This is a genomic window from Loktanella sp. R86503 (assembly GCF_042466455.1).
In the GTDB taxonomy this organism is placed as follows: domain Bacteria; phylum Pseudomonadota; class Alphaproteobacteria; order Rhodobacterales; family Rhodobacteraceae; genus Loktanella.
The window spans coordinates 2,185,954-2,211,314 of sequence record NZ_JAXHCI010000002.1; the positions used below are offsets into that span (position 1 = coordinate 2,185,954).

The 25,361-nt window shown below is 60.1% G+C and carries 21 protein-coding genes; 11 read left to right on the top strand and 10 right to left on the bottom strand.

The genetic code is table 11. The features are described from left to right. Positions 1-80: 80 nt before the first annotated feature. From SJY10_RS11705 to aat, 8 genes are all read left to right on the top strand, one after another. Entirely contained in the window at positions 81-1,112 is a 1,032-nt protein-coding gene (locus tag SJY10_RS11705; protein WP_386682773.1) for a branched-chain amino acid ABC transporter permease, read from the top strand. Between the two features lie 3 nt (positions 1,113-1,115). After that, the gene (locus SJY10_RS11710) at positions 1,116-2,318 is read left to right on the top strand and encodes a branched-chain amino acid ABC transporter permease (protein WP_386682775.1); all 1,203 of its coding nucleotides are present in this window, start codon (positions 1,116-1,118) and stop codon (positions 2,316-2,318) included. Positions 2,319-2,330: 12 nt separating this feature from the next. Next, positions 2,331-3,089: an ABC transporter ATP-binding protein gene (locus SJY10_RS11715; RefSeq protein ID WP_386682777.1), complete on the top strand. Its 759-nt coding sequence runs from the start codon at positions 2,331-2,333 to the stop codon at positions 3,087-3,089. Between the two features lie 40 nt (positions 3,090-3,129). Continuing rightward, on the top strand, positions 3,130-3,879 hold the full coding sequence (locus SJY10_RS11720; RefSeq protein WP_386682779.1) for an ABC transporter ATP-binding protein: 750 nt from the start codon (positions 3,130-3,132) through the stop codon (positions 3,877-3,879). Between the two features lie 121 nt (positions 3,880-4,000). Further along, complete coding sequence (locus SJY10_RS11725; protein ID WP_386682781.1) at positions 4,001-4,459, top strand: hypothetical protein; 459 nt, start codon at positions 4,001-4,003, stop codon at positions 4,457-4,459. Between the two features lie 128 nt (positions 4,460-4,587). Continuing rightward, positions 4,588-5,079 (top strand): acetyl-CoA carboxylase biotin carboxyl carrier protein, encoded by a 492-nt coding sequence (accB, locus tag SJY10_RS11730; RefSeq protein ID WP_386682783.1) that lies wholly within the window; start codon positions 4,588-4,590, stop codon positions 5,077-5,079. Between the two features lie 10 nt (positions 5,080-5,089). Beyond that, positions 5,090-6,436, top strand: coding sequence for an acetyl-CoA carboxylase biotin carboxylase subunit (gene accC, locus SJY10_RS11735; RefSeq protein WP_386682785.1), 1,347 nt, complete (start codon positions 5,090-5,092; stop codon positions 6,434-6,436). Between the two features lie 4 nt (positions 6,437-6,440). Then, the gene (gene aat, locus SJY10_RS11740) at positions 6,441-7,079 is read left to right on the top strand and encodes a leucyl/phenylalanyl-tRNA--protein transferase (RefSeq protein ID WP_386682787.1); all 639 of its coding nucleotides are present in this window, start codon (positions 6,441-6,443) and stop codon (positions 7,077-7,079) included. On the opposite strand, the gene SJY10_RS11745 is transcribed toward aat, so the two are convergent. From SJY10_RS11745 to SJY10_RS11765, 5 genes are all read right to left on the bottom strand, one after another. Then, positions 7,046-7,399: a DUF2155 domain-containing protein gene (locus tag SJY10_RS11745; RefSeq protein ID WP_386682789.1), complete on the bottom strand. Its 354-nt coding sequence runs from the start codon at positions 7,397-7,399 to the stop codon at positions 7,046-7,048. The two genes, aat and SJY10_RS11745, sit on opposite strands and share 34 nt — an antisense overlap. After that, positions 7,396-7,779, bottom strand: coding sequence for an NADH:ubiquinone oxidoreductase subunit NDUFA12 (locus tag SJY10_RS11750; protein WP_386684646.1), 384 nt, complete (start codon positions 7,777-7,779; stop codon positions 7,396-7,398). Before SJY10_RS11750 ends, SJY10_RS11745 begins: the two co-directional genes overlap by 4 nt. Positions 7,780-7,843: 64 nt before the next feature. Continuing rightward, positions 7,844-8,224, bottom strand: a complete 381-nt coding sequence (locus SJY10_RS11755) for a RidA family protein (RefSeq protein WP_386682791.1) — start codon at positions 8,222-8,224, stop codon at positions 7,844-7,846. A 70-nt stretch (positions 8,225-8,294) separates the two neighbouring features. Then, complete coding sequence (gene clpX, locus SJY10_RS11760; RefSeq protein ID WP_386682793.1) at positions 8,295-9,563, bottom strand: ATP-dependent Clp protease ATP-binding subunit ClpX; 1,269 nt, start codon at positions 9,561-9,563, stop codon at positions 8,295-8,297. Positions 9,564-9,703: 140 nt separating this feature from the next. Continuing rightward, complete coding sequence (locus SJY10_RS11765; RefSeq protein ID WP_386682795.1) at positions 9,704-10,327, bottom strand: ATP-dependent Clp protease proteolytic subunit; 624 nt, start codon at positions 10,325-10,327, stop codon at positions 9,704-9,706. 213 nt (positions 10,328-10,540) lie between these two features. Between SJY10_RS11765 and SJY10_RS11770 the strand changes: the two genes are divergently transcribed. Together SJY10_RS11770 and SJY10_RS11775 are read left to right on the top strand one after the other, a co-directional pair. Beyond that, the gene (locus tag SJY10_RS11770; RefSeq protein WP_386682797.1) at positions 10,541-11,755 is read left to right on the top strand and encodes an FAD-binding domain-containing protein; all 1,215 of its coding nucleotides are present in this window, start codon (positions 10,541-10,543) and stop codon (positions 11,753-11,755) included. Positions 11,756-11,953: 198 nt separating this feature from the next. Continuing rightward, complete coding sequence (locus SJY10_RS11775) at positions 11,954-18,541, top strand: Hint domain-containing protein (RefSeq protein WP_386682799.1); 6,588 nt, start codon at positions 11,954-11,956, stop codon at positions 18,539-18,541. Between the two features lie 119 nt (positions 18,542-18,660). Here SJY10_RS11775 and SJY10_RS11780 read toward each other — a convergent pair whose 3' ends face one another. The 5 genes from SJY10_RS11780 to SJY10_RS11800 all read right to left on the bottom strand — a co-directional run bounded on the left by SJY10_RS11780 (position 18,661) and on the right by SJY10_RS11800 (position 22,678). Beyond that, positions 18,661-19,437 carry a gamma-glutamyl-gamma-aminobutyrate hydrolase family protein gene (locus SJY10_RS11780; RefSeq protein ID WP_386682801.1) on the bottom strand — a complete coding sequence of 259 codons (777 nt, stop codon included), beginning with the start codon at positions 19,435-19,437 and terminating at the stop codon, positions 18,661-18,663. A 166-nt stretch (positions 19,438-19,603) separates the two neighbouring features. Beyond that, on the bottom strand, positions 19,604-20,029 hold the full coding sequence (locus tag SJY10_RS11785) for a heme-binding protein (RefSeq protein ID WP_386682802.1): 426 nt from the start codon (positions 20,027-20,029) through the stop codon (positions 19,604-19,606). A gap of 11 nt (positions 20,030-20,040) precedes the next feature. After that, entirely contained in the window at positions 20,041-22,176 is a 2,136-nt protein-coding gene (locus SJY10_RS11790; protein WP_386682803.1) for a malate synthase G, read from the bottom strand. A 98-nt stretch (positions 22,177-22,274) separates the two neighbouring features. Then, complete coding sequence (locus SJY10_RS11795) at positions 22,275-22,433, bottom strand: DUF2256 domain-containing protein (protein WP_386682805.1); 159 nt, start codon at positions 22,431-22,433, stop codon at positions 22,275-22,277. 17 nt (positions 22,434-22,450) lie between these two features. Further along, positions 22,451-22,678, bottom strand: a complete 228-nt coding sequence (locus tag SJY10_RS11800; RefSeq protein WP_386682807.1) for a hypothetical protein — start codon at positions 22,676-22,678, stop codon at positions 22,451-22,453. Between the two features lie 104 nt (positions 22,679-22,782). On the opposite strand from SJY10_RS11800, the gene pepN reads away from it, so the two are divergent. Then, positions 22,783-25,332 (top strand): aminopeptidase N, encoded by a 2,550-nt coding sequence (gene pepN / locus SJY10_RS11805; RefSeq protein WP_386682809.1) that lies wholly within the window; start codon positions 22,783-22,785, stop codon positions 25,330-25,332. Positions 25,333-25,361: the final 29 nt, after the last annotated feature.

Below are 25,361 nucleotides of genomic sequence, written 5' to 3' on the forward strand. Positions count from 1 at the left end.
CACCCCGCCCCGGTGCCACCGCTGCGCCATTTTCACTTTTTCGCACGAAACAGCCCGAGCCCCCCAAGAGGAGCGGACCGATGGACGCTATCGTACTACAAATTCTAAACGGTCTGGATAAGGGGTCGGCCTATGCGCTGATCGCGCTGGGCCTGACACTGATCTTCGGCACCCTTGGCGTCGTCAACTTTGCCCACGGCGCATTGTTCATGATCGGCGCATTCTGCGCTGTCACCATGCAACGCCTGCTGTCGCTGTCCCATACGGTCGTTGATCCGTCGCAGACCGACTTTCTTGGCAATCCGCTGCAAACCAAGGTGCCTTATCTGGCATCCGTCTTTGGCACCGAAGGCGCGGCGACCATGATCGCCTGGTCCGTGCCGCTGTCGATCATCCTTGTGATCCCAGTCATGCTGTTCGTTGGCTGGGCGATGGAACGGGGCCTGATCAAGCATTTCTACAAGCGCCCCCACGCGGACCAGATCCTTGTGACTTTCGGCCTTGCCATCGTGCTGCAGGAAATCATCCGCGCAGTTTACGGCGCGAACCCGATCCAGTCGCCTGCCCCGCCGCTGTTCAGCGGCTCTGTCGATCTGGGACAATATCTGGGCTTTCAGGCGAATGCGGTGGTCTATCCGATCTGGCGCCTTGTGTACTTCGGCTTTTCCGCCGTGATCATCGCCGCTGTCTTTGCCTTTTTGCAGTTCACCACCTTTGGCATGGTTGTCCGCGCCGGTATGGCGGACCGCGAAACCGTGGGGATGCTGGGCATCGACATCGACAAACGCTTTACGCTGATGTTCGGCCTGGCCGCCGCTGTCGCGGGGCTTGCAGGGGCGATGTATGCGCCCATCGTTTCGCCCAACTATCACATGGGCATGGATTTTCTGGTGCTGAGCTTTGTCGTGGTCGTCGTCGGCGGCATGGGCTCTTTGCCTGGTGCCGTCTTTGCCGGTTTCCTGCTGGGCATTCTGCAAGGCTTTGCATCCATGAACGAAGTCAAGGCGATCCTGCCGGGCATCGACCAAATCGTCATCTATCTGGTGGCCATCATCATTCTGCTGACACGTCCCCGGGGCCTTATGGGCCGCGCCGGCGTGATGGAGGACTAATCCATGCTGGGTCTGACACGCAAAGATTTCACCCTGTTGCTGGTCGTCGTCGCCCTGACGCTGCTGGCCCCCATCATCCTGAACCCCTTTCCGGTAACATCATCGCTGGGGCAGTCGTTCAACGCAGGCTATCCGGCGCTGATGCAACGATTTGCCATCTTCGGCATACTTGTGATCGGCTTCAACATCCTGTTCGGCCTGACCGGCTATCTCTCTTTCGGTCACGCGGCCTTTCTGGGTGTCGGATCTTACGCCGCCGTCTGGATGTTCAAGCTGCTGTCCTTCAACATCGTCCCGGCCATTTTGCTAAGCGTCATTGTCGCGGGCCTGTTTTCCATCGTCATCGGCTACGTCAGCCTGCGCCGCTCTGGCATCTACTTTTCGATCCTGACGCTGGCCTTTGCGCAGATGTCCTATGCGCTGGCCTATTCGGTGCTGACCCCGCTGACGAACGGTGAAACCGGCTTGCAGGTCTACTCCTCTGATCCGCAAATCCTGGCCGGTGCCGGCGCGCCATCCGCGCCGCATTTCTTTGGACTGGCGATGGCCGAATCGACGACATTGAATATCGGCGGCTGGGCCTTCACCTTCGAGGTTGGCTACTACCTGTGCGCGCTGATGCTGATTGCCGCCTTCTATCTGTCGATCCGCATCTTCCGCTCGCCCTTTGGCATGATGCTGCGGGCGATTAAATCGAACCAGACGCGGATGAACTACACCGGTCTGAACACGAAGCCCTACATGCTATACGCCTTCATCATCTCTGGCATGTATGCAGGTCTGGCTGGCGGTTTGCTGGCCGCGATGGACCCGCTGACCGGCGCGGAACGGATGTATTGGACCGCGAGCGGAGAGATCGTCGTCATGGCCATCCTTGGCGGTGTCGGCACCCTGATTGGCCCGATCGTCGGCTCTGGCGTGATCAAGTATCTGGAAAACATCGTCTCCAAGATCAACGAGAACGTGCTGCACCAGTGGTTTGGCGCCCTGCCCGACCCGATTGAAAACGGCCTGATCTGGCTGGTCCACCCCTTTGTTGGCGAAGGCTGGCATTTGACACTGGGCCTTTTGTTCATGGTCGTCGTCATCTTCTTGCCCGGTGGTCTGGTTCAGGGCGGACAACGTCTGGCTGCACTGTTCAGCCGCAAATCCGGCGAGGTGACAGCAGCAGACCGCGACGCCGCCCGCCAGAAAACTGCAGAATAAGGAAACGATCTTATGGGAATCCTTGAAGTCAAAGGCGTCAACAAACGCTTCGGCGGTCTGCAGGCCCTGGGCGATGTGAACCTGTCCATCGCGGAAAACACCGTCCACGCGATCATCGGCCCGAACGGCGCGGGTAAATCGACCTTGCTAAACGTGCTGGTCGGCAAACTGATCCCGGACTCGGGGTCGGTCATGTTCGACGGCCAGTCCGTACTGGGGCGTAAACCGTTCGAAATCGCGCAAATGGGCATCAGCCGGGTGTTTCAGACACCGGAAATCTTCTCTGACCTTACGGTCATGGAAAATGTGCTAATCCCCTGCTTTGCCAAACGCGACGGCGCATTCCGCATGCATGCCATCGAACCCGTCCGCAACGAGCGCGCGATCACCGCGCAGGCGGAAACGATGCTCGAAGAAGTCAACATGCTGTCCAAAGCGCATGAGGTCGCATCCAGCCTATCGCGCGGCGATAAACGGCGGCTGGAAATGGCAATGTGCCTTGTGCAGGAACCGCGCCTGATGTTGCTGGACGAACCGACCGCCGGCATGGCCCGCGCCGATACGGAAAACACGATTGCGCTGCTCAAAGACATTCGCACCAAGCGCGGGATCACAATGGCGATCATCGAACACGACATGCAGGTCGTTTTCTCGCTCGCCGATCGCATCACCGTTCTGGCGCAGGGCACTCCGCTTGTCGAAGGCAGCCCCGACCAGATCAAAACCGATCCCAAGGTGCGCGAAGCCTATTTGGGCGAAACCCAGATCTAGCCCCTTTTAATCAAAGTCAGGCATCCGCAAAGGACATGACATGACCGCACTATTCGACCCGCATAAAAACAACGCCGCCGTTGACCGCCCCTTCCTAAGCGTTTGGGAGGTGGAGGCGTATTACGGCGAAAGCTACATCGTCCAGAACGTCAGTTTTGACATCAGAGAGGGCGAAATCCTTGCCCTTCTTGGCCGCAACGGCGCCGGCAAAACGTCCACCCTGCGCACCATCGCGCGTCTGGGCAATCCAGAGCTGAAGCACGGCGAAATCTGGCTCGACCACCAGCCGCTGCACCTGATGAAAAGCCATCAGGCTGCCGGCGCAGGCATCGCGCTGGTGCCAGAGGATCGCTGCATCATCGCGGGCCTGACGGTGGAAGAGAATCTGCAACTTGCCCAGATAGCGCCACCAATCGGCTGGTCGCTAGAGCGGATCTACGAGCTGTTTCCCCGCCTGAAAGAGCGGCGCAAGCAAGAAGGCGTAACCTTGTCCGGCGGCGAGCAGCAGATGCTCGCTATTGCCCGCGCGCTGGCCCGCGACATCAAGGTTTTGCTGTTGGACGAACCCTACGAAGGCCTTGCCCCGGTAATTGTGCAGGAAATTGCGAAGACACTGAAAATCATTCGCGATCAGGGCATTACGACAATTATCGTCGAACAGAATGCTGTCGCCGCGCTGAAACTGGCTGACCGCGCCGTCATTCTGGATACCGGATCGGTTGTGTTCAACGGCTCGGCCCAAGAGGTGCTGGAGAATGAAAAACTGCGGGCAGAATACCTGGCGATTTGATCCCCGGCGTTAACCATCGCTTTGGATTCTTGCGGTAGAAGTGGCCCGGTTTACGGATCAGTAACTCGGGCCACGTCATATATAGGGGTAGAAAACCGGCGGACCGGAAAGGAGCGCCAAAATGGTAATCGTAACGTCCCCTATCGCTGCGCCGCAACAGGCCTCCGCCCCGATTGTCCGCGCAGATCTTCGGCCAACTGCCGATACTGCTGCATTGATACGCAATCCGCAGCCGTCGATCCCGTTGCCGATCCCCGCAAGTAGCGGGCAAAACGCCGTGGTCGTTCAGACAAAACTGTCATTGCCCGCCGATACCGCCCAGCCCGTCGATCGCGTGCTGAAACCCTACGGCGTGACCATGCTTCCCCACGGCCCTAAACCTGATGACGTCAAAGCCGAAAGTGAAGCCAAAACTGAAGCTGAAGACGATGTAACGGTGCAGGACGACACTGTGACCGGGTCAGATCCCACGCCAGAAGTTGCAATATCGCCGGTGATCGAAACAGACCCAAGTTCCGCGGACGACGCCGAAAACCCGGCAAAAACCGAAACAAGTTCCGCCGATCCTGAACCCGCGTAAATGCCCCGCGCCCAGCTTATCGCGCGCAAGCGCTTTTCACCTTGCGTCACTTGCCCTATAAGTCCGCCAATCGTGTGACCGCCAGCGGCACACAACTGGTAGTAACAAGAGCAATGGCCGGAACACACATGGGCAACAAGACCTCTCAGGACAGCGACGTCAGCTTTATTCAGGCATTGGCCGAACTGCTGCGCGCAAACGATTTGACCGAATTGAAAGTCAAGCGGGACTACGCCGAAAACGATAGCCTTGACGTGCGCGTCAGCCGCTATGCACAGCCGGCACCGCAACCGCAGCAAGCCGTCGTTGCCAACACGCCGGCACCGGTCGCAAACACACCGATGGCAGCCCCCGCTGCGACTGCACCGGCCGATCCGGCGTCGCACCCCGGCGCGGTGACCTCGCCGATGGTCGGCACGGTTTACCTGGCCGCCGAACCAGGTGCTGCCGCCTTTGTGGCGACTGGCACCCAAGTAAAAGAAGGCGACACCCTTCTGATCATCGAAGCCATGAAAACGATGAACCACATTCCCGCGCCCCGCGCAGGCACCGTAAAGCGTATCCTGGTCGAGGATGGCGGTCCGGTGGAATTCGGCGCTCCCTTGATGATTATTGAATAGGATTGCTGTCATGTTCGACAAGATCCTGATCGCGAACCGGGGCGAAATCGCCCTGCGTGTCGTCCGCGCCGCCCGGGAAATGGGCGTCAAATCCGTCGCCGTGCACTCCACTGCCGACGCCGACGCGATGCACGTGCGCATGGCGGACGAGGCTGTCTGCATCGGCCCGCCATCCTCGGCCCAGTCCTATCTGAACTTTCCGTCCATCATTGCCGCCTGCGAAATTACAGGCGCTCAGGCAATCCACCCCGGATACGGCTTTTTGTCGGAAAACGCGGCATTTGTGCAGGTTGTAGAGGACCACAGCCTGACCTTTATCGGCCCCACAGCCGAACACATCCGCATGATGGGCGACAAGATCACCGCCAAGGACACGATGAAAAAGCTGGGCGTCCCCTGCGTGCCCGGCTCTGACGGCGGTGTGCCAACGCTCAAAGACGCGCAGCGCGTCGGCGAAGAAATCGGCTATCCGGTTATCATCAAGGCCACCGCCGGTGGCGGCGGGCGCGGTATGAAAGTGGCGCAAACCGCTGCTGATATGGAAAAGGCGTTCCATTCCGCCCGTGCCGAAGCCAAGGCCGCCTTTGGCAATGACGAAGTCTATATTGAAAAATACCTGACCACGCCGCGCCACATCGAAATTCAGGTCTTTGGCGATGGCAAGGGCAATGCCGTCCATCTGGGCGAGCGGGATTGCTCGCTTCAGCGGCGCCACCAAAAGGTATTGGAAGAAGCCCCCGGCCCGGCCATTACCCCGGAACTGCGGGCGCGCATCGGCAAGGTCTGCGCCGATGCTGTTGCACAGATCAACTATATCGGTGCCGGTACCATCGAATTCCTGTTCGAAAACGACGAGTTCTATTTCATCGAAATGAACACCCGTCTGCAGGTCGAACACCCGGTGACAGAGAATATCTTTGGCATCGATCTTGTGCGCGAACAGATTCGCGTCGCCGCTGGCCTGCCCATGTCGTTCACGCAGGACGACCTGAAAATCAACGGCCACAGCATCGAAGTGCGGATCAACGCTGAAAAGCTGCCGAACTTCAGCCCCTGCCCCGGCACGATCACGCAATACCACGCCCCTGGCGGTTTGGGCGTGCGGATGGATTCGGCGCTTTACGACGGCTACCGGATCCCGCCCTACTACGACAGCTTGATCGGTAAATTGATCGTTCATGGTCGCGACCGTCCAGAGGCGCTGGCCCGTCTGGCCCGCGCATTGAACGAACTGATCGTCGACGGTGTCGATACCACGATCCCCCTGTTCCACGCCCTGCTGCAAGAGCCTGACGTCCTGTCCGGCGACTACAACATTCACTGGCTGGAACACTGGCTCGAAACCCACCTGGGCTAGGGCGATGACCGGGATGCTGTCGCCAGACCTGTTGTTGCAGGCCTATCGGCAAGGCATTTTCCCCATGGCAGAGACCCGGGACGCGCAAGACGTGTTCTGGGTCCAGCCCCGCTTTCGCGGCATCCTGCCGCTGGACGGCTTCCATGTCTCTCGATCTTTGCGCAAGACGTTGCGGCGCGGCCACCTGAAGGCCAGCGCCGATCGCGCCTTTGCGCAGGTGGTTCAAGGCTGCGCCAACCGCCCAGAAACTTGGATTAACCCGCCTATTTACGATGTTTACCAGGCGCTTTACGCGCAAGGCGATGCCCATTCCATAGAGGTGTGGCAAGGCGACGCCTTGGTCGGCGGTGTTTATGGGGTCACGGTCGGGACTGCGTTTTTCGGTGAAAGCATGTTTTCGACCGTGACCGATGCGTCAAAGGTTGCCCTGACCTGCGCCATAGAGCGCCTGAACCGGCAGGGTTTTACCTTATTTGATACGCAATTCATAACACCACATCTGGCATCCCTGGGCGGGATAGAGATCCCGCGGGCAGAATATGAAGATCACCTTGCAAAAGCGTTAACGCGAACCGCAGATTTCGGCTCCCCGGGCACTATTGACCTGGATCAGCTGGCGCAGTCCATCACCCAGACGTCGTAACGCGGGTGGTCCATCGCATTCAGCGCCGGCGCAGATGCGATCATCCAGCCGCTAAATACGGGCGTCGGATCGTCGCGGTTTGTCACGACAAGTTCCGCGTAGGCATCGCCACTTGGATTATCCGCAGGAACACGGCAATCGTTCATGACAATGTTCAGATAACCGACCTTCTGGCTTTGCCCGGCATTGATCGACACATCGAACAACTGGCCGGTGACCTTATCCAGCACCCGCAAATCGCCGCCGGGGCGCGACAAGGCCGACTGGGCAAACGCGCTGCCCGGTAGCAGCAGGGCGCACAAAAGGGCGGCGCGGATCATTCCGGGGACCATGCCTCGTAATCGGTACGTTCGGCGGGGGACGCACTGCGCAGCGATCCCTTCGGGGCATAGGCAAGTGCCGTGCCGGTCAGGTTTTCCTGATGCGGCTGTTCCCATGCTTTATGAACCAACGGGCGTTCGGTCGGAGTTTCATCCCACGTCCGGTGCAGCCACCCATGCCATTCGGGCGCGATCTTGGATGCCTCGATTTCGCCTTTGAAGATTACCCAGCGACGGCTATCATCGGCGTTGCGATAATACAGATTACCCTCTGCATCTTCGCCCACTTTGTCGCCCTTGCGCCACGTCCAGAACTGGGTGGCAAAAGTCTGACCGTCCCACCAAGTGAAAACGCGTGCGATTTTCTGAACAAGGCCCATCATCGTCTCCGGTTGCTTAGGTCATGTCATGCCCCAATCGGGCACAAAGGTCCAGAGGCAGCGCTTACGGCAGGCGCGCTGTTACCTCTATTTCGATCTTCATTTCGGGCGTCTGCAAGCCTGCCCGGATCATCGTCGCCGCCGGGCGCGCGCGGGCAAAGGCATCTGCGACGATGGGCCAGCACGGCTCCCAGTCGTTCCCTTCGGGCAAGATATAATTCACGCGCACCACATCATCGAGTGACGCCCCCGCCTGCCCCAGCGCATCGGCGATGGTGGCCAGCGCATTGCGGCACTGGTCCGTCACATCAATCGGCATCGTCATGCTGGCGTAGTCATAGCCTGTCGTGCCCGCGACAAAGACCCAGCCATCCGCGACGACAGCGCGAGAATAGCCGATCTTTTCCTCAAACGGGGATCCGGTGGTGATGTGGGTAACGGTCATGCATTGCCTTTAAATAAAAAGGCCGCCGCAAATTGCGACGGCCTTTGATCTGTTCACCGGTCAACATCGCTTACGCGCTGGCGGTTTCTTTCTCTTTCTTCTTGCCGTCGTCGTGGATCATCAGCGGGCTGGCGTCGGGACCGACGGCTTCCTCGTTGACGACGACTTCGGTCACGGTGTCCATGCCTGGCAGGTCGAACATCGTGTCCAGCAGGATATCTTCCATGATGGACCGCAGGCCGCGGGCACCGGTTTTGCGTTCGATCGCACGCTTTGCAATCGCTTTCAGCGCATCATCGGTAAAGGTCAGCTTGGTATTCTCGATATCGAACAGGCGCTGGTACTGCTTGACCAACGCGTTTTTCGGCGCGGTCAGGATGGTGATCAGCGCGTCTTCGTCCAGATCGGTCAGGGTTGCGATGACCGGCAGACGGCCAACGAATTCCGGGATCAGGCCAAACTTCAGCAGGTCTTCCGGCTCCAGCTCGGTAAAAATTTCGCCGACACCGCGGTCATCGGGACCTTTGACATTGGCCCCAAAGCCCATGCCCGACCCTTTGCCACGCTGGGCGATGATTTTGTCCAGACCGGCAAATGCACCGCCGCAAATAAACAGGATATTCGTTGTGTCGACCTGCAGAAATTCCTGCTGCGGATGCTTGCGCCCGCCCTGCGGCGGCACAGAGGCGACGGTGCCTTCCATGATCTTCAGCAAGGCCTGCTGCACGCCTTCGCCCGATACGTCGCGGGTGATGGACGGGTTGTCGGACTTGCGGGTGATCTTGTCGACCTCGTCGATATAGACGATGCCGCGCTGCGCGCGTTCCACGTTATATTCCGACGCCTGCAACAGCTTTAGGATGATGTTTTCAACGTCTTCGCCAACGTAACCTGCTTCGGTCAGGGTCGTCGCGTCAGCCATGGTGAACGGCACATCCAGAATACGCGCCAGCGTCTGCGCCAGCAGCGTCTTGCCGCAGCCCGTAGGACCGATCAGCATGATGTTGGATTTCGCCAGTTCGATGTCGGATTTGTCGCTGTTGTTCAATCGCTTATAGTGATTGTGCACAGCCACAGAAAGCACGCGCTTTGCGTGCATCTGGCCGATAACATAGTCGTCCAGCACATTGCAGATGTCGCGCGGTGTCGGCACGCCTTCACCGGATTTCAGACTCGCGGACTTCGTTTCTTCGCGGATGATATCCATGCAAAGTTCGACGCATTCGTCACAGATGAATACGGTGGGGCCCGCGATCAGTTTGCGCACCTCATGCTGGCTTTTGCCGCAAAAGCTGCAGTAGAGCGTATTTTTGCTGTCGCTGCCGGTGGTGCTTGCCATTACTCGTGTCCTTTGGCCAAAGGCCGTTTTGGTGTCGCGCTGTCCTTGGTCATGCAGACTAGGACAGCGCCGAAGTAGCCACAACGCCAAAAACGCATCACATCGCGTGTGATCTGGCATCGGGTTTGGTCAGGACGGGTTTATTCGTCCTCGGCTGCGTCACGACGGGTGACGATTTCGTCGATATGGCCCCATTCCATCGCTTCTTCCGGGGTCATCCACTTGTCGCGGTCCAGCGCCTTTTGCACCTTGGCCAGCGACTGGCCCGAATGCTTGACATAGAGTTTATACATCCGCTCGCGCGTGGCTTCGATGTTACGGGCGCGGATCAGGATATCCTCTGCCGTACCCTGCGCGCCGCCCGATGGCTGGTGCACCAGAAATTCGGCGTTGGGCAGGGAAAAGCGCATGCCCTTTTCGCCGCCGATGGCGATGACCGACCCCATTGATGCAGCCAGGCCGCAGACCAGCGTGGACACCTTGGGGCGGATATACTGCATGGTGTCATAAATGCTCATCCCCGCGACGACGGACCCGCCCGGAGAGTTGATATACATGCTGATTTCCTTCTTCGGGTTTTCCGATTCAAGGTGCAGCAACTGGGCGACGATCAGCTGGCTCATGCCGTCATGGACAGGGCCGTTCACGAAAATGATGCGTTCCTTCAGCAAGCGGCTGAAAATATCATAGGCGCGTTCACCGCGAGAGGTCTGTTCGACCACCATCGGCACAAGGTTCATGTAGGTTTCGACGGGATCTTGCATAACAATGCCTCTGGTTCTGGACGCCTTGTTGGCGCGTCCGTTCGTGTTCGCCTAAGTCTATGCACGCCTGCGCAGGGCTTCAAGGGCGGTTGGCCTTGTCTTGACACAGGCGGGTTAAGGCTTCGTTCACCAAAAGTGTGTTTCATGCCCCTTGATGCATGCGGTCGAAACTGTCGCAGTGGCCTGCGGCACAGGCTGCACTAGATCTTCGTCATGACCGATTTCACCCCGACCCGCGCCGCTGGACTTGACCGGCTAACCGCCTTTGCCCCGCACGCGGCAGTGGATTACGCCCGCACGCGCAATTTCGACACAGCAGATCATGAAAATGTCAGCCGCCTTTCCCCCTGGTTGCGCCACGGCCTGCTGACAGAGCAAGAGGTCATCGCCGCCGCCCTGCGCCACCATGGGCCGGATTTGTCTGAAAAGTTTGTGACTGAAGTGGCGTGGCGGCTGTATTTTAAAGGCTGGCTGGAACTGCGTCCGCAGATCTGGGCCGATTACCAATCCGAACGCCGCGCCGCCTGGAACGATGTGCAAACCCAAAGCGGGTTGCGCCGGCGGTGGGAACAGGCTTGCACCGGGCAGACCGGCATCGACTGCTTTGACCATTGGGCGACAGAGCTGGCGCGGACCGGATACCTGCACAACCACGCGCGCATGTGGTTCGCCTCGATCTGGATTTTCACGCTGGAACTGCCTTGGGTGCTGGGGGCTGATCTGTTCCTGCGCCACCTTCTGGACGGCGATGCGGCATCCAACACATTGTCGTGGCGCTGGGTGGCAGGGCTGCATACGCGGGGCAAAACCTATCTTGCCACTGCCGATAATATCGCCCGCTATACCAACGGTAGGTTCAACCCGGACGGACTGGCACAGACAGCGCCTGCGCTGGACGGCCCGCCCCTGCCCGCGCCGCGCCCCTGCCCGGTCAGCGACCCTTTTGTTCCAGCAGCCCGCAGCGGCCTGCTTTTGACCGACGAGACGTTGTTTCCCGATTCCCTTCTGGGTCCAGATTTGGGCCTGCGGCCTGTCGCCACAGCGACCGTGCAAGCCAGCCGCGCACGCACGCATTTGCTGGTGTCGGACCGGGTCACACAGTTCAGCCGCGGCGCAATCGACGACTGCACCTTGCGATTGTCCAATCTGCTGGGGCCAGTGACCGGCTGCACCGACCTGCAGGAAATTGTAACCTGGGCAAGCGCAGCAAAACTGGACCAGGTGGTCATGCAGCATGTGCCAACCGGCCCGGCGGCGGATACGCTGGCCGGATTGCGGCAGGCGCTGGATACAAACGGCATCACCCTGTCGGTGCAGATGCGCCCGATCGATCAGTTAAATTGGCCCCGGGCGACAGCCGGATTTTTCAAATTCAAACGGGCTTTGCCGGATATCATGGCCTGCGCCGCTGCTACAAAGTTGCCCTGAGTTTTAGGCAAAATTGCGGCATATACCCACAACTTGCCTTAATTGCGCCTTAATCGGGCAGCGGTGCCTTAAAATCGCCTCGCCTGCCTTGTGATGGCCATTTGACCGGCGAATTCACGCCCCGCCTGCGCAGTACTGCTTCAGATCAGAAACGAGCGAATGCCCCCGTCTTGTGGCAATTGCCCTAATATGATTGTGATGACTATGACAGATGGTGTTGTTTTTAGCCTTGGAACCGATGAGCGCCTTAACAGCGGCGACGGAGCGACAGCCTACAGCAGCTTTACCATCGCACAGACGCTTGGCGCGGGCACGGTGCAATACCAGACCTCGACCAGCACAAATCTGGTGACCGTATCGGGCACGTTTTATATCGACACAGATGGAAACGTGCAGTTTGAACCGTCTACGGCGTTTCCGTCCAACCTGCGGTCGGTCACCGTGGTCACGGCGCCAGATGTCGGCGTCTACACCGGCACCGAAGGCAATGATGCGGCGCTGAATGGCACTGCCGGCGCAGATGTCATCTACGGCAATGCGGGCAATGACACCATCTCGGCCGCGAATGGCAATGACATCGTCTATGGCGGCACCGGCAACGACACCATTTTTGGCGGATCGGGCAACGACACCGTCTTTGGCGGCGAAGGCAACGATTCGATCAGCGGCGGCAACGGCAATGATGTGCTGTACGGCGGCATGGGCAACGACAATATCGACGGCGGCGCCGGCAACGATACCGCCTATGGCGGGTCCGGCGCGGATACCATTGCCTTGGGCGAAGGCAACAATCTGGGCTATGGCGGCGCAGGCGGTGATACCATCACAGCCGGCAGCGGCACCGACACCATCTATGGCGGCGCGGGGCGGGACAGCATCAGTGCGGGTGCCGGTAACGACCGGATCTATGGCGGCGACAGCAACGACACCATCGACGGCGGCACGGGTGACGACACGATCTGGGGCGAAGCCGGCAACGACAGCATTCTGGGCGGCGACGGCAACGATGTGATCTATGGCGACGATGTCGCCCCTGCCGCTGTCACGACGGAAACGCTTAGCTGGATCGGTCAGGGCGCGGCAGGCACTGATCTAGTCAACGGCTTTACCCAAGACACCGGTAACATCAACGTCTCGGTTTCGTTCCAGAACGATGGCGGCAATACCGCCATCGAAACGTCCAGTTCTACCACCTACGCAGGCACAACCGGCCTTGCCACTAATTCTTCGCTGTATCTGACCGGCGGCGCTGGTCCGAACGTGACGACCACGGTCGACTTTTCCGCCGACCCCGCAAGCGGTGTGTCGGATTCCGTGTCTAACGTGCAGTTCGTCATTAACGACATCGACACCGGCGGTTGGCAGGATGTGGTGACCGTGCTGGCCTATGACGCCAACGGCAACGCGGTTCCCGTGACGTTCACCGTTTATGGCGACGAAACGACGTCGGGGAACACGATCACCGCAGGGTCCACAAGCAATAGCGCAAATGGCGCCGAAGGTGCTGTCGGCGTGACCATTGCAGGTCCGGTTGCCAGCATCCAGATCGTCTATTCCAACGCGGGCACATCGGGTCAGGCGCTTTGGATCAGCGATATGCGCTTCACCTCGATCGTGCCGACCGAAGGCAACGACACGATTGACGGCGGCAATGGCGACGACGTGATCTTTGGCGGCGGCGGCAATGACAGCATCACTGGCGGCTTGGGCGTCGACACGCTTTATGGCGGTGACGGCAATGATACCTTGAACGGTGCTGACGGGAATGACCTGCTGTATGGCGGTAACGGCAACGATGTCCTGAACGGCGGCGATGGCAATGACGCGCTTGATGGCGGTGCGGGCAACGACACCCTAAGCGGCGGCAACAGGTCCGACACCCTGAACGGCGGTCTTGGCAACGATATCCTGAACGGCGATGCAGGCGACGACATCCTGTTTGGCGACGACGGCACGGACAGCCTGTACGGCGGTGACGGCAACGACACCCTGAACGGCGGCGAAGGCAACGATACCCTTGACGGCGGCGCGGGCAACGACACCTTGAACGGCGATGCAGGCGATGACAGCCTGCTGGGCGGCGCGGGTGATGATATCTTGTCCGGCGGTGCCGGCAACGACACGCTCAGCGGTGACGATGGCAATGACGTGCTGTTTGGCGGCACGGGCAATGACCGGCTGCTGGGCGGTGCAGGCAACGATACGCTGTCCGGCGGCGCAGGATCCGACACATTGGACGGCGGCACCGGCAACGACGTATTCAACGTGGCCGATACCGATGAACGCAATATTGTCATTGGCGGCGAAGATGCCGGTAACGGCGACATTGATACGCTGAACCTCACCAACGCCTCTGCGACCGCCGGCGTTAGCGTCACCTACACCGGAGCAGAGGCTGGCACCGCCACCTTTGGCACCACCGGCGCGACCGCGACCTTTTCCCAGATCGAACGTGTGGTCACGACCGCTAATGCCGATACGGTGAACGCCAGCGCGGCCACCGGCGGCATCAACGTGGACACCGGCGCGGGCAACGACAGCATCATCGGCGGCAGCGGCAACGACACGATCACCGCAGGCACCGGCGCTGACCGTATCGAAGGCGGCGCTGGCAATGACACCATCAGCCTTGGCAACGACGGTGCAGCCGATGTGCTGGTGCTGCGCGATGGTTCCGGCCGCGACACCATCACCAGCATGGATACCGTCGTCGCCAATGCAAACGGCACCTATACGTCGATCGACAAGCTGGACGTGACCAACCTGCACGATGCTATCGGCGATCCGGTCAACACCCGCGACGTGGTTGTCAGCGACGATGGCAATGGCAACGCTGTGTTGACCTTCCCTAACGGCGAAGCGGTCGTGTTGCAGGGCGTATCCCCGGCCACGGCCACGAACGAGCAGTTCCTGTTCGCCATTGGTATCCCCATGTCCGATGGCACGGTCAGCGGCACCGCTGGCGATGATGTCATCACCCCGGGCTATACGGACCGCGACGGCGACCGCGTGGATAGCAACGATGCGATTCTGGCGGGCGATGCCGCAAACGACGACCTGATCGAGGCAGGCGCAGGCAACGATTCGGTTCTGGCGGGCAACGGAAATGACCGCGTCTATGGCGGCAGCGGCAATGACACCCTTGACGGCGGTGCGGGCAATGACCTGCTAGACGGCGGCGCGGGTGATGACCGCTTTGTGGTCAGCGCAGGCAATGACACCGTTCTGGGCGGCGAAACCGGAGAGGGTGCAGGCGATCTGCTGGATGGATCGGGCCTGAGCACCGACACCACCGTCACCTTTACCGGGGCAGAGGCTGGCACCCTGACCAATGCCAACGGCACGACGAAGTTTTCCGAAATCGAGCGTATTGCGACTGGCAGCGGCAATGACACCATCACCGCAGGTGGCGGCAACCAGACCATCGCCAGCGGCGCGGGTGCAGACGTCATCAACGCAGGCGCGGGTAATGACACCATCGACGTGGGTGCCGGCGATAACGCCGTCGATACGCTGATCCTGCAGAACGGCTTTGGCGATGACATCGCCTCTGGCTTCGAAGCACCGACGCCTGATGGGCTTGGCGGCTTTATCGGCCGCGACCAACTTGATGTAACGGGCCTGCTGGATGCAGGCGGCGATCCCGTCAACACGCGCGATGTCGTCATCAGCGACGACGGCGCAGGCAATGCGGTCCTGACATTTCCGAACGGTGAAAGCCTGACACTGCAAGGCATCAGCCCCGCTGACGCCGGTAACGAATTTTATTTGAACGCGATGGGGATCCCTATGCCAGATGGCACAGTCAGCGGCACCGCGGGCGACGATATCATCGGCGCAGGCTATACGGACGGCGACGGCGATACGGTTGATAACAACGATGCCATTCTGCCGGACACCGCTGGCAATGATGACCTGATCGTCGCAGGCGCAGGCAACGACACCGTCTACGCAGGCGACGGCGACGATACCGTATCGGGCGACGCAGGCACCGACACGATCTATGGCGGCGATGGCAACGACTTTATCGGCGGCGGCTCTGTCCTGGACAATGAAACCTACGTTGACGGCGACGAACTTTACGGCGGCGCGGGCGATGACATCATCGAAACATCCAACGGGTCGACCACAGGCAGCACCGTTTACGGCGGTGAAGGCTATGATACGATCTATGACCTTGGTGCCGCGGGATCGAACGACACCTTTGTCGGAGGCGCGGGCTGGGACGATATCTTTGGCGGTTCGGGCGACGATACCTTTGTCGTGGCCGATGGCTGGAGCGACGATTTCATCTATGGCGGCGAAGACGGCGAAGTCACCGGCGACGTACTGGACGCCAGCGCAGTCACGGCCGATCTGGTTCTGGACCTGACCGGCCCCGAAAGAGGCACGCTGACCGATACCGCCAGCGTTGCAGACGAAGATCCCGACAATGACAACCTTGTCACCTTTGACCAGATCGAGAATTTCTTCCTCGGGTCCGGCAACGACACGGTCTATGGCGGCGAGGGCGACGACGTTGTCGACCTGGGCGCAGGCGACGATGTGTTCCGCCTGTTCGGCGGTTTCGGCAACGACACCATCACCGGTGGAGAGGCTGGAGAAAGCCAGGGCGACACGCTTGACGCCAGCGAGCTGACGGAAAACCTGACCGTCACCCTGTCCGGACCAGAGGCCGGCACCCTGACCGACGGCGTCAACACCGCAACCTTCAGCCAGATCGAAAACGTGATAACCGGCAGCGGCGCGGACACGATTACCGGCAGCAGCGGCGATGACACGATCAGCAGCGGTGCGGGCGCGGACCGTATTGACGCAGGCGCAGGTAACGACACGCTTGATCTGGGCCTTGATGATGGCGCGGTGGACACCGTCGTGCTGCAAGACGGCAGCGGCAACGATATCGTCTCGGCGTTCGAGGCACCGATCACCAACCCTGACGGCAGCTTCACAGGCCGCGACCAGCTGGACGTCAGCGACCTGCACGATGCAGGCGGCGATCCGGTCAACGTGCACGATGTTGCCGTCACCGACGATGGCAACGGCAATGCCCTGCTCAGCTTTCCGAATGGCGAAACGGTCCTGCTGTCAGGTGTGTCCCCTGCGGACGCCGCCAACCCGTTCTATTTGAACGCCATGGGCATCCCCATGTCCGATGGCACCGTCACCGGCACCGCTGGCGACGATCTGATCGACAACACCTATCTTGGTGACACCGACGGCGACCGCGTTGACGCGAACGACGCCATCCTGTCCGGCGACACCGGCAACGACGACCTGATCATCGCAGGCGACGGCAATGACACGGTCATCGCAGGCAATGGCGACGACGAAGTCTATGGCGGCAATGGCAACGATACGCTGGACGGCGGCGCTGGCAATGACACGCTGTATGGCGAAGCTGGCAATGACATTCTGGCTGGCGGTGCGGGCGACGATACGCTTGATGGCGGCACCGGCACCGATACCTTCACCATTGGCGATGACTTCGGCAACGACACCATTGTCGGCGGCGAAGACGCCAGTGGCTTTGACCTTGACCGCATCGACGGCTCTGGTCTGACGCAGAACGTGACTGTCAACATCACGGGCACTGAGTCCGGCACGATCACCAATGGCACCGATACCGCGACCTTTAGCGAAGTCGAAGACATCGTGACCGGCAGCGGCGACGACACGGTCTATGGCAGCCTTGATAACGACCTGAGCGTTATCATCACCGGCGCTGGCAACGACCAAATCTTTGGCGGTGCAGGCAACGACTTTTTCAACGCTGGCACTGGCGACGACACTGTCTATGGCGGCGACGGCAACGACTATATCTGGGGCGGTACAGGCAACGACACGCTTTCTGGCGGCGCTGGCAACGATGTCATTGACGCAGGCGACGGTAATGACATCATCGATGGCGGCGCGGGTGCGGACACACTTTATGGCGGCGCTGGCAATGACACGGTCACCTTTGGCCGCGGTGATACGGCTTACGGTGACGAACCCGCTGCCAGCACCGGGGGCGACGATACTTTTGTCCTGACAACCGATCCCGATGGCGAACCTGCTGATATCTACATCGACGGCGGCGAGAACGGCACCGTAGGCGATACGCTGCAGCTGGGTACAGGCGCGGATCTGTCCACGCTGATCTATTCGAACGAGGCGAAAACCTCTGGCACAGTGCAGCTTGACGACGGCAGCCTGCTGACCTTCGACAATATCGAAAACATCATCTGCTTCACCCCCGGCACACTGATTGCCACCCCGATGGGTGCACGCGATATCGCGACCCTGCAGGTTGGTGATCTGGTAATGACCCGCGACCACGGGCTTCAACCGATCCGCTGGATCCAGTCGCGCACCGTGTCCGCACAGGACCGTTTTGCCCCCGTGCGCATTCGCCCCGGCGTCATCACGGGGCAAGAGCGTGACCTGATTGTGTCGCCGCAGCACCGGATGCTGTTCCAGGGCTACCGGGCAGAGCTGCTGTTCGGCGAATCCGAAGTTCTGGTCCCCGCAAAGCATTTGGTGGACAACCTGTCCGTGACCCGCGATGCGGCCGATCAGGTGACCTATATCCACATGATGTTCGACCAGCATGAAATCGTCTATGCCGAAGGGGCAGCAACCGAAAGCTTCCACCCCGGAACGCTGGGCATCGACGCAGTTCATGACGCCGCCCGCGAAGAGCTGTTTGCAATTTTCCCGCAATTGCGTTCTGACGTAGGACAGTATGGCGATACTGCCCGCCGCTGTCTGAAGCGGCACGAGGCAGAGTTGCTGCGGGTGTAACACCCGCAACCAGATGCGCGCCCCGTCAGTCTGCTCGATGACGGTGCGGCGCGTGTCCCGCCCGGTGTGCCTGCCAGCACACCGGGCGTTTGGCTTTAATGGGTATTAAATTATTGAAATCAGGCCGATTTACGCAGTGGCGCACGCTTGCCCTGCGCATAGGCGGCAGCCGCCTGGCCAAAGGCTTCGAACAGGGGACGCGATACCATATCAAGGCTAGCCTGATATTCGGGATGCCACTGCACACCCATCGCAAAACCGGGCGCATCGGCAATATGGATCGCCTCGGGTGTCGAATCAGGGGCGGTGCCGTCGATAATGACGCGCGGACCGGCGACCTTGATCCCCTGCCCGTGCAGCGAATTTGTCATCACCTCGCGCTTGCCCATCAACCGGTGGAACACACCGCCATCGGTAAAGGTGATGGTGTGCCGCATGGCAAACTTTTCCTCGATCGTGCCGTCGGGGGGCATGCGGTGATTGTCCCGCCCCGGCAGATCGCGAATTTCAGGATAAAGCGAGCCGCCAAAGGCCACGTTGATTTCCTGAAAGCCGCGGCAAATGCCAAGGATCGGCATCCCCACATCCACGCAGGCCCGGATCAGCGGCAAGGCAACGCGGTCGCGGCCACGGTCGAAATCACCGTGTGCTGGTGTTTCTTCTTCGCCATATTCTTCGGGGTGCACATTGGGCCGCCCGCCGGGAAAGATGAAACCGTCGCAGGCGCACATCAAATCGTTAATATCCACCATGTCCGGATCAGCAGGCACGATCAGCGGCAGGCCATCACAGACTTCGCGCACGGCTTGCATGTTCATGTCGCCAGCCGCCTGAACAAAATAGCTGTCGCTGATCAGATGGGAATTGCCGATGATACCAATAACGGGACGGGACAAGGTGTAGGCTCCTGCTGGAATACGCAGCTTATCTAGCTGCTTACCCCTAGATTGCATAGGTCAGTGACCGCACAGCAACCCCTGCATGAGGGCACCGGCAGCAAATGCGCTGCCGATCCCGTTTTCGCACGCTCAATGGTTGAACGATTGCCTAATTTGTGGGCAATCAGGCCTCGCCAGTCAGGCCGGCAGCCTCTAGTCCCGCCATCGCGGCCACAACATCGTTGTCCGATGTGTCGCCGGTCACGCCGACAGCGCCAATGACGACGCCGTCCGCCTTGACCAGAACGCCGCCCGGCACCGGCACAACCTGCCCGCCATACACGCCGTTCACAGCGGCCATGAAATACGGCTGCGCCTCGGCGCGGGCCATCTGCGCGCTACCGGGCATGCCCAGCATGACCGCGCCGTAAGCTTTGCCATGAGCGATGCCAAAGCGGCCGGGTGCCGCGCCGTCGGCCCGCTCGAACGCTTTGACGTGGCCGCCCGCGTCCAGAATGACGACGGACAGCGGCTTGAAGCCTTTGTCCGCGCCGGTTTTCATCGCGACCTCGATAATCGTGCGGGCCTGTGCGGCGGTGATCTGTGTCATAGTCAGTTCCTTTATGCGTGGGCTTTGGCGACAAGACGCCAGTCGTGAAGCATGGGTTCGGTATAGCCGGAAGGCTGCGTGCGCCCTTCGAACACCAGATCGCAGGCCGCCTTGAAGGCCGGGCCGCTAAAGTCGGGTGCCATCGGCGTATAGGCTGCATCGCCCTTGTTCTGTTCGTCCACGACAGCAGCCATCTTTTTCATGACCTCCATCATCCGGGCTTCGGTCATCACACCGTGCAGCAACCAGTTCGCCAGCGCCTGCGCCGAAATGCGGCAGGTGGCGCGGTCTTCCATCAGTTGCACATCATGAATGTCCGGCACCTTGGAACAGCCAACGCCCTGATCGACCCAGCGCACAACATAGCCCAGAATACCCTGCGCGTTGTTTTCCAGCTCTGCGGTGATCTGGTCTTCGGACCAGTTCTGACCGCTTGCAACGGGGATTGTCAGCAAGTCTTCAAGTGTGCCGCGCGGCCCGCCTGCTTTCAGTTCTTCCTGGCGGGCCAGCACATCGATCTGATGATAGTGGCTGGCATGCAGCGTGGCCGCTGTCGGCGATGGCACCCAGGCGCAGTTTGCGCCGGCGTTCGGGTGGTTGGTCTTTTCAACCAACATCCGTTCCATCAGGTCCGGCATGGCCCACATGCCCTTGCCGATCTGCGCTTTGCCCTGCAATCCGCAAGCCAGACCGATATCGACGTTGCGATCCTCATAGGACTTGATCCAGGGCGCGTTCTTCATCTCTCCCTTCGGGATCATGGGGCCCGCTTCGATGCTGGTGTGGATTTCGTCGCCGGTCCGGTCAAGGAAGCCGGTGTTGATGAACGCCACCCGGTGCTTGGCCGCGCGGATACATTCCTTGAGGTTCACAGACGTGCGCCGCTCTTCGTCCATGATGCCCAGCTTGACGGTATTCTGCGGCAGGTTCAGCACGCGCTCTACCGCGGTAAAGATATCGTCTGCAAAGGCGACTTCTGCGGGACCGTGCATCTTGGGCTTCACCACGTAAACGGACCCGGTGACGGAATTGCGGATGCCAGAGGTTTTGTGCAGATCGTGCATCGCGATCATCACGGTGCACATGGCATCCATCAAACCTTCGCCGACTTCCTGCCCGTCGCTATCCAGAATAGCGGGGTTCGTCATCAGGTGGCCGACGTTGCGGATCAGCATCAAGGACCGCCCCTTGACCGTCAGGTCGTGGCCTTCGGACGTGGTGAATGTGCGATCACCGTGCAGCGCGCGGGTAAAGGTTTTGCCGCCCTTGCTGACCTCTTCAGTCAGATCGCCGCGCATCAGGCCCAGCCAGTTGGAATAGGCCAGCACCTTGTCTTCGGCATCGACGGCAGCGACGGAATCTTCGCAATCCATGATGGCGGACAGTGCGGATTCAAAGCGAATATCGCTGATGCCGGCCTTGTCCTGCGCGCCGATCTGCGACTTGGGATCTACTTCAATTTCGATCAGCAAACCATTGACGCGCAACAGAACTGTCAGCGCATCGCCCTGTCCGGTATAGCCTGCAAACTGGCCCTGATCCTTTAACTGCGGCGACAGCATCCCGTCAGATACGCCCAAGCTGTCGATATCCGCCCAAGAGCCGTGGGCCAGCGGTGCAACCTTGTCCAGATGCGTTCGGCCCCAAGCAATTGCGCGGGCACCGCGTTCGGCGTTGTAGCCCTTGCCCTGCGGCAGATCGCCCAGCGCATCAGTGCCATATAATGCGTCATAAAGGCTGCCCCATCGCGCGTTCGCCGCGTTCAGGGCAAAGCGGGCGTTCATGATCGGCACAACCAGTTGCGGGCCGGGCAATTCGGCGATCTCGGGATCGACCGAGGTTGTTTCAATCGCGAAATCTGGCCCCTCGGGCACCAGATATCCAATGTCTGACAGAAAGGCACGGTAAGCTGCGGCATCGAATGTCTGGCCGCGGTGCTGCACATGCCATGCGTCGATTTTAGCCTGAAGCTCTTCACGCTGGGCCAGCAAATCGCGGCCGCGCGGGCCCATCGTGTTCACCAGATCGGCAAAACCGGTCCAGAAGGCATCAACGTCCACGCCCGTGCCGGGCAGCGCCTGCTTTTCGATGAAATCCACCAGCACCGGCGCGACCTGCAGCCCAGCTTTGTTGATCCGTCCAGTCATCACACGATCCTCCGTTCGATTTGCATATTTGCTAGAGGATTGCAGACGCCCTGTCCAGATGTGGTAAGGATTCCTGACCAATTCACCAATTTTGCGGCTCAGGCTTTTGCCGCCTTGCCCCGCGCCGCCCGGCATTTGTCAGAGCAGTAACGCACCTCGTCCCAGACCTTGGCCCAAGACTTGCGCCAAGTGAAGGGCCTGCCGCACACAGCGCAGGTCTTGACCGGCAGGTCAGCCTTCTTGCGCATCCGCGCCATGATGTCGAAACCGTCGCCTAGTTGCTATCGGCTGCCGCATCGGCCTGCGGATCAGCGGGCACAGCTTCGCCTGTACGGCCGTCGATCTGGGTGTCCGCGCCTTCGGGGGATGTGCCATTGCTGGATGTCCAGACCATAAGGCCAACCAACAGCAACAGTGCAAAGCCCACGACAAAGGCCATACCGCGCATCGGGCCGCGATGGTTCTTTTCCTGCTTGTCCAGATCCGTTTTCGGTGCCGACATCATAATCTCCTTCGTTAACGCAAGGCCAGTGGTTGCGGCTGCTTTGCCAAGTTCATAACGTCGCGCCAAAGCGGTCGGTTCCGCCCATGATAAGGTCACATTCCATGAACATCGCAGCGCCCCAAACGATTTACCTGTCCGACTACATGGCGCCCGGATGGCTGGTGGAAAGTGTGCATCTGACATTTAAGCTGGTGCCAGAGTCCACGCGCGTCATCTCTCGCATTGCGTTCACGCCGAACCCGGATGCGCCGCCCCAACCCTTTATGCTGCACGGAGAAGAGCTGAAATTGATCAGCGCCGCCATCGACGGCGTCGCCGTATCCCCCGACCTGACCGCAACAGGCCTGACCTGCGCCGTGCCGGACGGTGCGTTCATATGGGAGGCAGAGGTCGAAATCGCCCCGGCAAAAAACACAGCCCTCGAAGGGCTTTATATGTCAAACGGCATGTATTGCACCCAGTGCGAGGCTGAAGGCTTTCGCAAGATCACCTATTACCCCGACCGCCCCGACGTAATGGGCGTTTTCACCGTGCGCATCGAAAGCGACCTGCCGGTGCTCCTGTCCAACGGCAATCCCGCCGCCGCTGGTGCAGGCTGGGCGGAATGGCACGATCCCTGGCCAAAACCGGCCTATCTGTTCGCGCTGGTGGCGGGCGATCTGGTCGCCCACAACGACAGCTTTACCACAATGGAAGGCCGCGATGTTGATTTGAACATCTGGGTCCGCGCGGCTGATCTGGACAAATGCGCCTTTGGCATGGGCGCGCTAAAACGGTCGATGGTCTGGGACGAACAGGTCTATGGCCGCGCCTATGACCTGGACGTATTCAACATTGTTGCCGTGGATGACTTCAACATGGGCGCGATGGAAAACAAAGGGTTGAACATTTTCAACTCCAGCGCGGTTCTGGCCAAACAAAGCACATCGACGGACGCCGACTTTCAACGCATCGAGGCGATCATCGCCCACGAGTATTTTCACAACTGGACCGGCAACCGGATCACCTGCCGCGACTGGTTCCAGCTTTGCCTGAAAGAAGGGCTGACCGTCTTTCGCGACCAATCCTTTACCGGCGATCTGCACGGCCATGCCGTCAAGCGGATCGAGGATGCGCTGGTCATGCGCAACCGCCAGTTCCAAGAGGACGCAGGCCCATTGGCCCACCCCGTGCGCCCCGAAAGCTTTGTCGAGATCAACAACTTCTACACCGTGACGGTCTATGAAAAGGGCGCAGAACTGGTGGGGATGCTCAAGCGCTTAGTGGGCGACGACGGCTATCGCGCCGCGCTGGATCTGTATTTTACCCGCCACGACGGCCAAGCCGCCACGATAGAGGATTGGCTTACCGCGTTCACGGAAGCCACGGGCCGCGACCTGACCCAGTTCAAGCGTTGGTACGCGCAGGCCGGCACACCGCGCCTGACCGTGACAGACGACTTTAAGAATGGCACCTACCGCCTTCACATCGCACAACAAACACTCGCCACGCCCGGACAGCCGGACAAACTGCCGCTGCACATTCCCGTAGCCGTCGGATTGCTGGACATAACCGGGGCAGAGGTGGTTCCGACCACATTGCTGGAGCTGACCGAGGCGCAGCAGACTTTTACCTTTGACGGCCTTGCCAGCAAGCCTGTGCCGTCGATCCTGCGCAATTTTTCTGCCCCCGTGATTGTCGAACGTGACGTGACGCAGGCAGAGCAGGCCTTTTTGCTGACCCACGATACGGACCCGTTCAATCGCTGGGACGCGGGCCGGTCGCTGGGGCAGGCCGTTCTGCTGGACATGATCGCATCGGGTGGCGATCTGGACGCAGCCTATATCGATGGCTTGCGGGCAGCCCTGACGGACAGCACGCTTGATCCGGCCATGCGCGCCTTGTTGCTGGCGATGCCGTCAGAGGCGGATCTGGCCATTGCCCTGGCAGGTCAGGGTCAAATCCCTGACCCCGATGCGATCCACCAGACGCGGCGCAAGGCCCACCGCCAATTGGCGATGGCTTTGGCGAATGATATTCCGCCGGTCCTTGCCTCTGTCCAAATCGACGCGCCTTTTGCCCCGGACGCCGATCAGGGCGGGCGGCGCGCCCTGTCGAACAGCCTGCTGGCGCTGCTGATCTGGTCCGACAACGGCAATGCCGCGCAGGCCCAGTTCGACAGCGCCGATAACATGACGCAGCAATTGGCGGCCCTTTCGATCCTGCTGGCCCATGGTGCGGGCGATACCGCTGCGCAGGCATTTTACGACCAGTGGCACCATGACCGCCTTGTGCTGAACAAATGGTTTGCCGTGCAGATCAGCGCCGCGCAGCCACAAGACGCCGTCGCCGTTGCCACCCACCTGACGCAGCACCCTAATTTCGAATGGAAGAACCCGAACCGTTTCCGATCGGTGATCGGGGCGCTGACGGGGAATCAGGCAGGCTTTCACCACGCAGACGGCGCAGGCTATGACTTTGTCGCTGACTGGCTGATCAAGCTGGATCCGGTCAATCCGCAAACCACGGCGCGGATGGTCGCCGGCTTTGACAGTATGCGCCGCTGGGATGACGCGCGCCGTGCGAAAATGCACAGCGCATTGACACGGATCAAAGACACGCCGGGCCTGTCGCGGGATACGTCGGAAATGGTTACACGCCTTTTGTCATAGGCGACTTGGCGGCGGGATTAAAAAACCTT

Excerpts from the sequence above, each read along its gene's own strand:
- SJY10_RS11790 (WP_386682803.1), bottom strand. The coding sequence starts at position 22,176 with ATGACTGGACGGATCAACAAAGCTGGGCTGCAGGTCGCGCCGGTGCTG.
- aat (WP_386682787.1), top strand. The coding sequence starts at position 6,441 with ATGACCGGGATGCTGTCGCCAGACCTGTTGTTGCAGGCCTATCGGCAA.
- SJY10_RS11770 (WP_386682797.1), top strand. The coding sequence starts at position 10,541 with ATGACCGATTTCACCCCGACCCGCGCCGCTGGACTTGACCGGCTAACC.
- pepN (WP_386682809.1), top strand. The coding sequence starts at position 22,783 with ATGAACATCGCAGCGCCCCAAACGATTTACCTGTCCGACTACATGGCG.
- SJY10_RS11715 (WP_386682777.1), top strand. The coding sequence starts at position 2,331 with ATGGGAATCCTTGAAGTCAAAGGCGTCAACAAACGCTTCGGCGGTCTG.
- SJY10_RS11745 (WP_386682789.1), bottom strand. The coding sequence starts at position 7,399 with ATGATCCGCGCCGCCCTTTTGTGCGCCCTGCTGCTACCGGGCAGCGCG.
- SJY10_RS11725 (WP_386682781.1), top strand. The coding sequence starts at position 4,001 with ATGGTAATCGTAACGTCCCCTATCGCTGCGCCGCAACAGGCCTCCGCC.
- accB (WP_386682783.1), top strand. The coding sequence starts at position 4,588 with ATGGGCAACAAGACCTCTCAGGACAGCGACGTCAGCTTTATTCAGGCA.
- accC (WP_386682785.1), top strand. The coding sequence starts at position 5,090 with ATGTTCGACAAGATCCTGATCGCGAACCGGGGCGAAATCGCCCTGCGT.
- SJY10_RS11785 (WP_386682802.1), bottom strand. The coding sequence starts at position 20,029 with ATGACACAGATCACCGCCGCACAGGCCCGCACGATTATCGAGGTCGCG.
- SJY10_RS11800 (WP_386682807.1), bottom strand. The coding sequence starts at position 22,678 with ATGTCGGCACCGAAAACGGATCTGGACAAGCAGGAAAAGAACCATCGC.
- SJY10_RS11720 (WP_386682779.1), top strand. The coding sequence starts at position 3,130 with ATGACCGCACTATTCGACCCGCATAAAAACAACGCCGCCGTTGACCGC.
- SJY10_RS11750 (WP_386684646.1), bottom strand. The coding sequence starts at position 7,779 with ATGGGCCTTGTTCAGAAAATCGCACGCGTTTTCACTTGGTGGGACGGT.
- SJY10_RS11775 (WP_386682799.1), top strand. The coding sequence starts at position 11,954 with ATGACTATGACAGATGGTGTTGTTTTTAGCCTTGGAACCGATGAGCGC.
- SJY10_RS11710 (WP_386682775.1), top strand. The coding sequence starts at position 1,116 with ATGCTGGGTCTGACACGCAAAGATTTCACCCTGTTGCTGGTCGTCGTC.
- clpX (WP_386682793.1), bottom strand. The coding sequence starts at position 9,563 with ATGGCAAGCACCACCGGCAGCGACAGCAAAAATACGCTCTACTGCAGC.
- SJY10_RS11755 (WP_386682791.1), bottom strand. The coding sequence starts at position 8,224 with ATGACCGTTACCCACATCACCACCGGATCCCCGTTTGAGGAAAAGATC.
- SJY10_RS11765 (WP_386682795.1), bottom strand. The coding sequence starts at position 10,327 with ATGCAAGATCCCGTCGAAACCTACATGAACCTTGTGCCGATGGTGGTC.
- SJY10_RS11705 (WP_386682773.1), top strand. The coding sequence starts at position 81 with ATGGACGCTATCGTACTACAAATTCTAAACGGTCTGGATAAGGGGTCG.
- SJY10_RS11795 (WP_386682805.1), bottom strand. The coding sequence starts at position 22,433 with ATGGCGCGGATGCGCAAGAAGGCTGACCTGCCGGTCAAGACCTGCGCT.